Here is a 12352-nt window from a genome sequence, read left to right as displayed (position 1 = left end):
GTACTCCAAATATAGTTTGCAGATAATGGTCAAGAATATGGAGAGTCTTGTTTAAAGCCGGGTAGGGAAATTATGAAGACTTCGTGTTGCGGTGCCAATTGTTTTATTTCAACGGTCTCCCCTTCCTGACGTCCCGGTGCAGCAGGACGCAGCAGCATCATTTCTTCAGCAAAAAACGGTTTAACCGTGACACTCGGTGATGCTATCTCCCGCACCACAAACGCCACATCCATCTCGCGGCGCTCAATACTATCAAATGCTTCCTGTGTATGCTGAGTACGAATTTGCAGTCGTATCGGTGGGTTATGCTGATTTAACATGCGATATAAAGGCGGCAAAACAAAATGCTTATACTTTCGGCCGCACTAATTGCCAGACTTAACTGAGCGTCACTGGCCTGTAAGATTTTGGTTTCCCGCCAGAGAGCATCCCATCTTTCCGCAATGCTAAAAAAGTTTTCCCCTTTTGGCGTCAGGCTGATTTTGGATGCCCCTTTTCTTCTCTCCACCAAAAGGCCGCCCATTTCCTGCTCCAAGGTCTTTAACCGATAGCTTACCGTAGCCTGCGATAAATGCAAAAATTCCGCTGCCTTGCTTATACTCTCGGTCTTTACGATGGCTAAAAACGCCTCAATTCCGGGAAAGTACATAAAAACACCTCTTAATATATAGAAAATGTTAATATATATTACAAAATATTTGAACTTTACAATATTATTCTATATATCTAAAATTATCATTAATAAAGCCAAAGGTCAAATACTTATTTTCATGGGAGGGATTATATGACAGAATTGGCTATTGTTCTTGTCCTGATTGCCGCCTTCGGTCATGCTACCTGGAATTACTTAGCCAAGAAAGCATGCGGCGGTACAGCCTTTATTTGGCTATTCGCTGCTCTTTCCGCTTTGCTGTATTTCCCGCTAGCTGTATGGATCATCGTCGTACAAAAGCCGGTTATTGGTTGGCAGCAATTAGGGTTTATGCTGGGCAGCGCCGCAATGCACACTCTATATTTTAGCTTGTTGGACAAAGGCTACCGGATTGGTGATCTTTCGGTCATTTATCCTCTCGCTCGCGGTACAGGCCCAATGCTCTCGACGATTGCAGCCATTGTCGTCTTAGGCGAACATCCGTCCGCACTAGCGCTTGCCGGAACGGTATTGATTGGCTTAGGGATTGTTGTAATCACAGGGAATCCCTTAAAACTGACGGAACCTGCCGCCCGCAGGCCGATGGTATTTGCTATTCTCTGCGGCACTGTGATTGCTGGCTACACGCTCTCAGACAAATTGGCTGTCAGCACTTTCCTGATACCGCCTTTACTTCTTGATTGGTCGGCAAACTTAGGACGAGTATTTCTTTTAACCCCATACGCGTTAAAAAATTGGGGAAACGTAAAAAACCAATGGGCCAGTCATAAAATCGAAGTTATTAGTGTGGCTATTTTGTGTCCATTGGCGTATATTTTGGTTTTGACTGCGATGGTATTCAGTCCTGTAAGTTATATCGCACCAGCGAGAGAAATCAGCATTCTAATAGGCACTGTGATGGGAGCCAGACTGCTAGCGGAAGGAAATATGAAGATTCGTGCCGCCGGCGCCAGCGCGATGGTCATTGGCTTGGGAGCGCTGTCTATAGGGTAGCATGATCTTCGATAATAAAAACGCCTAAAGCAGCTTAACCGACAAAGCTCCGGCTGCTTTAGGCATTATTTTTCATGGTGGAGGAAATCCGTGCAAGAGGCGAATATAGCATTAATTGCACCGGTTTAAAGCATACACTATTCCAGAATCTCGACGAACCCCTGTGTACCGTCCACCCGTATTATCTGACCATCGTGAATTTTGTGCGTTGCGTCGTCGACCCCTACCACAGCGGGAATGCCGTATTCACGGGCTACGACAGCGCCATGGGTCATGAGGCCGCCGACTTCTGTTACCAGGCCGCTGGCCGAAACGAATAAAGGTGTCCAACCTGGATCGGTAAAAGGTGCTACCAGAATATCGCCTTTTCCTAAATCGGCTTCTTCCAGCTTAGTGATAACCCGCGCCCGTCCTTCGACTACTCCCGAGGAAACGGGCGTGCCCGCCAGCGCCCCCGCCGGCAGTTCGCGCGGCGTATACGAGCCGAAAAGCGTCTCACCCTCGCTCGTCAGCACCCGCGGCGGCTTCAGTTTCTCATACTCTGCATATTTTTCCTTCAAAGCGGCGATTTTACCCTGGTCGGCCTGACCCGTAGTCACCGCAGCCGTTAGTTCCTCCAGCGTCAGATAAAAAACGTCCTCCGCCCGGTCCACCGTCCCCCGCTCCACCAGCCTTGCGGCCTCCTCCATGATCGCCTGCTTGTACTCGTCGAGCAGACTCACCATAAGATATTTCGGGTATTCCCTGAGGCCGATAAACTCCCGGTACGTCCTGATGAGCTTGCCCATCAACCGGGATTTGAAACTCCCGCCCATCTTCCGCTTCAAACGCAACAGCAGCGTTTGTGCTGCCTGTTCGGCCTCTACCTTCCCCTGGGCGAACCTCAGGCGATGCTCGCCCGGCTCCGCACTCTGGATGTGGCTGACGATCGCCGGTACCAATTGGGTTGGCTTTTCCCGCCATCTAGGCCGGGTGATATCAATTTCTCCCGGACAGCGCATGCCGTATTTAGCCAAAAAGGCCGTGAACGCCGGCCGGATCGCCTCGCCGCCCTCAACCCGCCCCAGGCCGTCCAAAAAAGCGGCGTCGTCCGCCTCCTTCATGTACTCCAGCGCGGACGGGTAAGGGCGAATAACGTCGGCCAGGTCGCCCAGCTCCAGCCCCATTTCTGTTGACACGTTGCCCGGTGCCGACTTGGTCAGTTCGTCCAGTGGCGACGGCTCGCCCAGCCAGTGGCGCGCCAGCCAGCCGATCAGCATCGACGCCATCCAGGCCGCGAACACGGGCCGCCCGATCCCTTCCATAAAGACCTCGAAGCCCTTGCTGAAATGACCGGCGATCAAATCCAGCCGTTCCCGTCCCGACAGCCGTGTCAGGTCGCGCCGTAGCTCGCCGATGACCTTGCCGGCGATTGCCGATACATCAGGGGCTTCGATTTTCTCCCTAAACAGCATTTCGAACGTCGACCCGGCAATCGTGGCCATGCTTTTTCTCGTGTATGATTTCGCACCCGCAGCCTGTTTGCGCGGCCTCAGCGTAGCAATGAAATCGCGGCGGCGGATGACCTCGGCGATGGCGCTGCTCAAAAGCGCGTCCGACTTGCTGTACATCACCGGCGCCGTCTTGCGGCCCAGCCAGGAGGCAAGTGAGTCGGTTATGTCGAGGTACAGGCGTCCCCCGGCCGGCACCAGACTATACTGGTTGTCGATCACCGCCATCGTTTTCTCCCAAATGGACATACCCAGCGGCCTGATCGGGTCGGTCATCATCTGGACATGGCCGAAGGAAACGAACACCCGCGGCCTGTTGTCCGCCACTTCCGGCAAGGGATACAGCGTGGTTATCGGCCGGCTCTGGACGATATAAATCTTGCCGCCGGCATAGCCCCATTCGATATCTTGCGGCCTGCCGAAATGCTCCTCAATCAGTCTTCCCACCCGTGCCAGCGCCAAAATGGCCTCGTCGGCCAACGCCTGCTCGCTTTGCCACTCCAAAGGGATTTCCCGCTTTACTGTATCGCCATCGGCTAAAGGATAGATGGCCAGTTTTTTGACAGCTATCTGCCTTTTAATGATCCTATCGGCTCGCACCTTGTAAAGGTCGGCGTTTACCAGCCCCGACACCAGCGCTTCCCCCAGCCCGAAAGCGGCGTCGATCGAAACCACCTTGCGATTGCCTGTCACCGGATCAGCGGTAAACATAATACCCGACACCTCAGGAAAAACCATCTGCTGTACGACTACCGACAGCAGCACCTTACGATGGTCAAAGCCATTTTTTGCCCGGTAGGTAATGGCCCGGTCGGTAAACAGTGATGCCCAGCATTTGCGGACATGGGCGAGAAGCTCACTCTCCCCCTTGATATTCAAATAGGTGTCCTGCTGCCCGGCGAAGGATGCTCCCGGCAGGTCTTCCGCTGTGGCGCTGGAGCGAACAGCATAGGCATGCTGATTGCCTGTTAGTTTCCAAGCGTGGACAATTTCCTGCTCAATAGGGTCAGGAATGTCGAGACTTTCGAGATGAGCGCGTATGCGCTCTCCTATTGTTTTGATTTCCGCTAGTGATTCAGTGTCAATGAACCGCAGGGATTCCAGAAGCGAGGCAAACTCCTCGCTCGTGTTAATGAAATCGGCATAAGCCTGGGTGGTAATACAGAAGCCCGCAGGCACCTCAACTCCAGGAATACGGCACAATTCACCAAGATTTGCCCCTTTTCCGCCGACCAATGCCAGACTTGATTTATTAATTTCCGAGAAGTAAAGCACGTACGGATTCATGGTAGTACTCCTTTTCAAATGATGGAATAAAGGTAGTATCCCCAACAATCCTAAGATATCTTGCGTGTCATGAGTACGGGGTGCCGACATTCTTTATGCTCTTGAAAACAATGTCTCAAATTCCATATAGCAGCATGAACAGCTCCTTTTTACCAGCGAAAGCTATCATTTACTTTACGAAGAGGCCATCCAATGATATACCGACATAACCTATGCCAATTTTTGGGGCAGCATCTATAGTAATTAAAGTACCATTATTATATGAGAGCCTTTATGCATAACTATGTAAGCCCCGCATTAAAAAATTGACTCCGAAAAACGTAAACAATACGATGATAAATCCAATAATTGCAAATCTTGCCGTCAGCGGTTCACTCCAGTTCTTAGAGTTGCGAAAGTGAAAGTATAGTGCATAGACCCCCCAAGTAATCAACGACCAAATTTCTTTAGGATCCCATGACCAGTAGCTTCCCCAAGCCTGCTCCGCCCAAATTGCACCCAAAATAATCGTTATGGTTAGCGTTAAAAAGCCAAAGACAATAATACTGTAAACAGCTTTCTCTACATCCAGCCCCTTGAAACTTTGCCTTGTGTAAAATAAGTAAGATGCTGATATAGCGGCTGCTAAAGCAAAAGCGCCATATGCTAAAACTGCTGTAAATACATGTGCAGAAAGCCAGATACTCTTGAGAACCGGCGGCTGGAACTCAACCATAATCAAGCCTCGCGGCATAACAACAGCAATGAACAGTACCAAGAACCCAGCCAAAGACAACATAACAAATCCCGCTGATCGTGTTTTAAACTTATATTCAAAAATTAGGTAAAACAGTACACATAACCACGATAATAGAACAAGAAACTCCACACTGTTAGAAAATGATCCTTGCCCAGTTAGCACAACTCTAAAGATTAGCACAATTGTATTTGTAATGAGACCGGCAAAAGCCAATGAGGTAGCAATTTTTCCACAACTTTGGACTTGTATATAGTAAAATATAGAACTTAAAAAAAAGAGAATTATCGTACAATAAAAAGCTGCTAACATTGCCATCTTAATCATTACTGTGCCACATCCTTACAAAAATCATTAAATTGCATCGATTTTTTATGCATAAATGAAAATACTAGGACTATTCCTATCATCAACAAGATGCCGCCTACCTCAACAATCGTCAGTCCCGGACTATTTTTCACTTTTAACACAGTAAACGCTTGTTTATCAACAAAAGTCAGAAATTGATTATCACTAATCTTTATCTTTTCCCCCAGTTTAGCAACTCCTGTCAGGTTTTTCTGCGACATATAATACATAACCGCGGGGGCGCCAGTTACGCCCTTTTCAGGCATTTTCCCCGGAACAAAGTTCATAAAGTATCGAACAATCTCTATTTTCCTGTTTTCTAGTCCAACCTCATCTCCCGGCTTTACGAAATATTTTTTGAGATTATTTCCATCGCCAATTTCGATATTCACGATCCATCCGTAACTTTCCTGGTATATTTTACTGCCGGATATTTCAAGCGGATGATTTACTGTTATGTCATAGGTGACTTCTTGGTCATTTTCCGTTACAAGAACTTTAGAAGTATATTGAGATGGGCTTCCATCTTGATAATAATCAATCCGAAAGTCCTCTAACCTTAGCACAGTTCTCGAACCGGGCAGCGTAAAGGATTCCCCCGGCCTCAACTCAACACGTTGGCTATATCCTAAGCCTAAATCCAAAATATTTCCAAGGAAAAGCAGGGCAATACCTGCATGAACGGCAAACAGGCTTAGATGCAGACCTACCCCGCTATATAAAGAACTCCTAGATTCAGTACGCATTTTTAATAATTGTATTATTTTTTTAAGCTTATTTACTACGTATATCGCCAAATTTATTACAAACATTATTACCAAAAAATAAAATCCAATAAAAGAATAATCTACTGACGGATTAGACAAGTCAATAAAAGACGCAAACAAGCTAATCAACAGCAATAAGATAAATCCGGTCTTCATTGATTTGAACACGTTAAAAAACTCCAATAATTCACGTCCTTCCGTATCCCTTATATCAAGTCCCCCATTTTTTATTATTTGAGTTGCTCAGATAAGACCCCATATTGTCCGGGATCTTATCTGAAAGGTTATGCTTTATTTATTTCTTTTCTGCCAGCTATCATCTAATTTATCCGACCAGGAAACGCCGTGGCAAGTATTGCATTGATTAATTGATTCATGGTGCACACTATGACATGTAGAACATTCCTGTGCATCGTTATGTTCCGAATCATGCGGGTTTTCTTTACCATATGATGCTGTCTTACTTTTTACTTTTTCATAATCATGGCACTTTAGGCATAAGTCCTTGGAATAATCTTTTTTAGGCATGGGATCTTTATAATTGCCGGTTATGTACTTGATTCCCTCATCTGTTTGCTGTTCTAATGAAGGTTCATGGCAATCATGGCAGGTTACCTTGGCATCCGCATGTTTTTTCGCCAGTAAATTGCCTGTAGTATAGGTATCATAGTGGCTTCTCATATTATGGCAACTGGCACAAAATGCCGGGTTAGCACTGACTTTTTCCATACCCGCATAGCCAATTCCCATAAATATTATAGCCACCAGGCACAACAAAAGAATTAACTGAGGCTTATTTAATTCTTTTATTTTCTTGATTAGAACTCTGCATTTTCCTTCCTCGTCTGTCATATTCCCGCCTCCTCAATAAATCTTTTCTCTTTACAGTTTTGCTACTAATGATCCAACCAAACGTCCGTAAGTTAACGCAAATCCATGACTTGTACCAGCTGTAACAACTGGATAATCACCGAGAAAACGTCCGCCGCTAACATTTCCTATTGCATATAGGCCTTCAATCCTCTTGTATTTTTTATCAAGCACATTGCCTGTTTCAGGATCGCAGGTAAGTCCACCCATATTGACAAGCAAAGCCCCGGCTCTCATCTGTCCAGCGTAAAATGGTGCTGTTTCAATCGGGAAGAGACGTTTCGACGTTTTGCCGAAATCTTCATCAACGCCTTTATAGCAAAGTTGATTATACCGTTTTATGGACTGAAGCAGTGTTTCCTGGGCTTTAGCGTCGAGTCCGAGCTTACCGATAAGTTCAGTTATGCTGTCAGCAATCACAAGTCCTTCTGTTTTTAGAAGATCTTCGCGGGAAGTATATGCTGTCCTTCCCAGACTCCACTGCGCATCTTTTAGCTTTGGATTTTTATCAGCTGCGACACAGTGATTAACGGCACCGTGTGAAACTCCCATCTGTTCAAGCTGTTCAGGCCACTTATCATCAAATATCTGCCAGCCAAAATTTTCGGGCTGACGGTACAAGGCACAGGAAAGCTGTTGCCCGCCGAGATCCTCATTAACAAAACGCTTTCCCTCAATATTCGTTAAAAAGAAAGCATCGACTCCGAGCGGCCCGCCTAGCGTGTGAACCATTGGTGCATGGGGACCATCCTCGATTTTGCCTCCGATCCAAGCTCCCATTTTATGACCGTCACCGGTATTAGTAGGCTTGCCTTTGGCATCCCTATTTGGGAAAACATTCATACAGTCTGCTGCCCATGGCACAAAATAAGTCATCATTTCCTTGTTATTGCCATAATCCCCTGTCGCCAGAATAACCGCTTTACGGGCAAGGATTTTTCCATATGTACCCTTTACATCCTGACAGATAACCCCTTGCACCCGCCCTTGATTATCCGGACGGATGAGTTTTTCGCCCTTGGTTGAAAAAAGGAACTTACAGCCCTGATCCAAGCATTTCTGATATACCCGTTCCATAATCATATTTTGATTAGGCACAAATGACATAACGGTCGGCCAGGTTGGCGAATTTTCTTCTGCCTGGTTATAGCCTGCCGGTGCAGGAAAATGCATCATCAGCAAATTTAATTTGTTGTCAACATAAGAAAGCGCATCTTCCGGCAAAACTGCAAGATCAGGCGCCAGTTCCAGCAGCCAGTCAAAGGCTTCCCCGCTGTGATCCGCCCAGTACTTCCACATTCGCTGGTCGGCACGATACCCCATCTGTTTCATATTTTCGAGAATAACGGTATTTTTATCGATTTTGATACCAAACGATTTTTGTACTTTACTGTCAATAACGCCATATTGCCCGCTGCGAACTTGATATATCTTAGCCTTTTCCACAACGATTACCGAAGCTCCCGCTTCAGATGCTGCTCTTGCGGCATGTAATCCTGCCACACCTGCTCCGACAATAACAACATCTGCTTCCATCGTTTGCTTTATTTGCGAATCAGCAATCTCAGGGGCTTGACCAAGCCATCCGTCCAATTTGATTGGTTCCGGTGGATTCTTTAAGACATCAGCTTTTTTAGAACAGCCTGTGATAAGTCCAGCTGACATAACTCCTGCGGCAACGGCAGCCGTGCATTTTAAAAAGTTTCTTCTGTTCAATTGGTTTTTAGTTTTGGTTTCATTCATTCCATTGTCCTTCATACACACCTCTCCTTATAAAATCTCCATCATTTGCAAAATTGTCTTACTATCTATTTAATAATGGTAGCACATTGTAAAATTTTGAAACAATGTACCATAATACAAAATGTTCGTAGCAATTGACTGCTGATTTTGTACTTTAATACTAATGGGTAGGGACTGCCCGCTTACCTCCAGACCCCCTCACGATAGACAACCTTGCCCTTTGCTAACAGTTCCTACTGCCAAAAGCCTGTAGTGAACTTTCATCACCGAGTTATCGCCCATTCAGGGCAAATTGCAAAGGTACCTCCTGCATTTTCACTGCAGGAGGTACCTTTGCCAAAAACATAGCGCTAATAGTCGTATTTATGATTTACCAAAAATCCACTTCCCTATTTTCCTGACACGCTATATACTCAAGACCTTTAAAAGTAATATACAATTGGAAAACTGTTTCACCGTCTTCCAGATCGATATTCGCTAGTTCTTGTATTTTGTTAATCCGATATATCAGTGTATTTCTATGAATACGAAGAATATCTTTAGTTTTTAACAAAGCCTTAAGATTGATAATATAATAATACAGGGTTTTCATAAGCTCGGAATGATTTTCATTATCGTAATTTATCAAGCAGAAAACGGCAGGATGTAAATAATCCCTAATTTCAGTAGTCTTACCGCTTAATTTAAATAATCGATAAATAGAAAGTTGCTGGAAGAAATAAATTCTCCCCGGTTTTTGTAAAGTTAAACCTATATCCAATGCATCCAACGCCTGAAAATAGTGCTTTTTAATCTGACAAATATCATGGAAACACATACTAACTCCGGTTACCAAATCCTCAGAACTATTGCAAATATGGAATTTTTCCTGTATGATCTCCATTAATACTTGTTTATCCTGATGAAAATGGATTAATGAAACGATATTCTCTTTGTATATAATTGAAATACTATCTTCAAAAATATTTTCTATTTCCCTCAGTATTAGCCTTAGCTGTGAATTATCCTCCATTTGTTCTGTTAGGCGAATGACAACTATAAACATATTTTTATGCATTTTCATATCAAGGGCATTAACCCGAGCTTTCACCAACTCTTTTTGTTCTGTTTCAGCCTCAAGCGTATCCATGAGAAAATGCTCTTTTAGAACACCTTTACTATTTCTATAAAATCTATCATTTCGCATTTCAATTGATATGGTTTTACATATTTCATCCATCAGCCCAAGATCGCCTTTATCCCAATTGACATAACCTTTCATTGCTACTGCATAGCCAACAAGCAGTCCCTTTATAAACACTGGGGAATTGATAATGATTGTTTTTTCCGGTAATACAGGCCGGTCACAACATTCAAAAAAATACGATGATCCCTGCTCCCTCATTGTCTTCAAAGCATTTTCCTGAAAAAAAGCAATCATGGTCTGCTCTATCATTTGCTTATCTTTCGCGGCTTTCTTAAAAAGTTTGCATTCAGGATACACATTTTGTGAAAATGCCAAAATTTTGAAACTTAAATCATAAATTATAATCGGATTTCCCAATAACAAATACGCTGTATCCGCAATATTTTGAAGACCACCAGAGGATACTGCATCTAAAAGCTTTTGCGGAATATATCCCTCACCGCTGCACGTACGAATAATATTTTGAACCTCTTCGCGAATAATCTTAACGTCAAGTGGATGTGAAAATAAAATAAAGTTGTGTATAGAATCGGAGAACAACTTATCTGAAACCTCGACATCACATATACACAAAATATTAATAGGCATACTGCTCGGCAGGCTTGTAAGCATAGAAGCTTTTATAATATACAATACATCATTTCTGTATTTTGACGGCAATTTACTTACTGAAATGGCGGCCGCTACATCTTCATTTTTCCTACTGTTAATAAATAATTGCGGTCTAAAATTATTAAGTTCGCATGCAATCCTGCGGATATTAGCTGGCATACCTGTCACCTCGCAAAAAAGTAAATTGGCAATTCATATTTAATTACGTGTGCTAATTATCACATATAATTAAATAAATAAGTAGGTACTATTTCACTTTTAGGCTAAGAATCCAAAGTAAAATTCCCCTTGATAAAGGGGAATTTTATAATTATATTAAAAAGTTTGTGGTTTACTTGTTAGCCTTTAAAAGAAGAAATCTAATTTTGCCATAAACATATCTGCTTTAGCATTTGTCTTCACAGTTTTTTGCTTGTCGTAAAATACTTCGAGCAGCGAACCCTTCCAAATAACATAGTGCGTACCGACACGAACACCTTTATAATCTGCCAACATCGGGATATCATTTCCAATAATCGAATTAGCTTCTAACTTGTGATAAGTTGTATATATATCAAACGATTGCGCTATCCCTGGATTGGCCCCCTTATAGATTAATTTGGCGTACGAACCGTGTCCGTCCGCAGCTGCGCTCGATCTTATGAGGGCAGCTTCCAAACCCAGATTCTTTACTACTTTGGTATCAAAACCAAATTCTTTAAAGTTAATTCGCGGATTAACAGTTGGCAGAGCCTCTTTAGGCAGAGGAACAGTGCCTTTTTGATATGCTGCTCTAATGTTAGTAATCTCAGAAGCAGGAATTACGACATCAATAGACTGATACGCGCTTCTCTGCATAAGTCCGTCAGCGCCAGGCATTGTCGAATTACTGCTTGTCCCCGGCCAAAAAGGATCATTTTTCCCTACCACAATTGTTGTTCTAACTATTTTTCCGAAAGACACCAAACCACCGCTAACCTGCTGTTTGTTGTCATGTACTAATTTATAGGCAGGCGTATATGTAAAACGGCCGAGTTTTACTATAGTTCCGTCAAAATTGCCTTCAATATTAGCTTGCAAAAAAGGCCATGCCCAACTATGCATCTTGCCGTCTCGAGAAGTGGCAAAGGGTAAACTATCTTTAAGCGGCCGATGAACTTCGCTTTCGGTAACAATCTTATATTTATCGCTTAATTTTTTGGTAATAGTCAAATTTACCATAGTACCGCCATCCTCAAGGCTCTTGTCCTTGGTGTGAATATACCTGTTGCCCCAAACACCTTCAACTTTGATTTCGTTGTCGGCGGCAAAAACTTGATTGACAATACTTACTAAAAACATAGCCCCTACACATATTAACAACTTTTTTTTCATAAATTCTCCCCCTCACGTAATACGTAATGCTTGCCAATATAGATGAAGTTTAGTTCGTTTGTAAACCTCCTTTTCATATTTATATTGCCAGAATATTTGAATAAAGCCTTTAACAATTTTTAATAGTAACACAATGTAAAATAGTCGAACAATGTACCATCATACAGAAAATCCACTATAAATCGCCATTATTTTTGTACTTTAATATAAAGGCATGGTATTTGGAAGCCTTCTTATAAAAACGTCGTACTTTACAGATTACATAAATTCATAATTAATTTGAGTTTATACCAATTTCGCCGTACAAGTTTCGTG

10 protein-coding genes are annotated in these 12352 nt (G+C 43.6%); 1 reads left to right on the top strand and 9 read right to left on the bottom strand.

Features of this window, described 5'->3' with window-relative positions; all coding sequences use genetic code 11:
• Positions 1-29: 29 nt before the first annotated feature.
• On the bottom strand, positions 30-320 hold the full coding sequence (locus BLR65_RS30980; RefSeq protein WP_245692882.1) for a LysR family transcriptional regulator substrate-binding protein: 291 nt from the start codon (positions 318-320) through the stop codon (positions 30-32).
• Entirely contained in the window at positions 314-649 is a 336-nt protein-coding gene (locus tag BLR65_RS30975) for a helix-turn-helix domain-containing protein (RefSeq protein ID WP_245692881.1), read from the bottom strand. Before BLR65_RS30975 ends, BLR65_RS30980 begins: the two co-directional genes overlap by 7 nt.
• Positions 650-784: 135 nt before the next feature.
• Here BLR65_RS30975 and BLR65_RS17895 point away from each other — a divergent pair, with 135 nt between their 5' ends.
• The gene (locus BLR65_RS17895; protein WP_093795550.1) at positions 785-1645 is read left to right on the top strand and encodes a DMT family transporter; all 861 of its coding nucleotides are present in this window, start codon (positions 785-787) and stop codon (positions 1643-1645) included.
• 137 nt (positions 1646-1782) lie between these two features.
• On the opposite strand, the gene rph is transcribed toward BLR65_RS17895, so the two are convergent.
• From rph to BLR65_RS17860, 7 genes are all read right to left on the bottom strand, one after another.
• Complete coding sequence (rph, locus tag BLR65_RS17890; protein ID WP_093795549.1) at positions 1783-4422, bottom strand: rifamycin-inactivating phosphotransferase; 2640 nt, start codon at positions 4420-4422, stop codon at positions 1783-1785.
• Between the two features lie 271 nt (positions 4423-4693).
• A complete protein-coding gene (ccsA, locus tag BLR65_RS17885; protein WP_093795548.1) occupies positions 4694-5485 on the bottom strand; it encodes a cytochrome c biogenesis protein CcsA in 792 nt (263 codons plus the stop codon).
• Positions 5485-6456 (bottom strand): cytochrome c biogenesis ResB family protein, encoded by a 972-nt coding sequence (locus BLR65_RS17880; protein WP_143122608.1) that lies wholly within the window; start codon positions 6454-6456, stop codon positions 5485-5487. Before BLR65_RS17880 ends, ccsA begins: the two co-directional genes overlap by 1 nt.
• A 108-nt stretch (positions 6457-6564) precedes the next feature.
• Positions 6565-7125 (bottom strand): NapC/NirT family cytochrome c, encoded by a 561-nt coding sequence (locus tag BLR65_RS17875; protein ID WP_176772762.1) that lies wholly within the window; start codon positions 7123-7125, stop codon positions 6565-6567.
• Positions 7126-7155: 30 nt separating this feature from the next.
• A complete protein-coding gene (locus BLR65_RS17870; protein WP_245692880.1) occupies positions 7156-8901 on the bottom strand; it encodes an FAD-dependent oxidoreductase in 1746 nt (581 codons plus the stop codon).
• A 355-nt stretch (positions 8902-9256) separates the two neighbouring features.
• The gene (locus tag BLR65_RS17865; protein ID WP_093795546.1) at positions 9257-10843 is read right to left on the bottom strand and encodes a PucR family transcriptional regulator; all 1587 of its coding nucleotides are present in this window, start codon (positions 10841-10843) and stop codon (positions 9257-9259) included.
• A 186-nt stretch (positions 10844-11029) separates the two neighbouring features.
• Positions 11030-12037, bottom strand: a complete 1008-nt coding sequence (locus tag BLR65_RS17860; RefSeq protein WP_093795545.1) for a hypothetical protein — start codon at positions 12035-12037, stop codon at positions 11030-11032.
• Positions 12038-12352 lie beyond the last annotated feature (315 nt).

Origin of the sequence: Sporomusa acidovorans (genome assembly GCF_900101845.1) — a bacterium.
Classification (GTDB): Bacteria; Bacillota; Negativicutes; order Sporomusales; family Sporomusaceae; genus Sporomusa; species Sporomusa acidovorans.
Note: the sequence above shows the minus strand (reverse complement) of the source record. Positions and strands in the feature narration are given on the sequence as shown.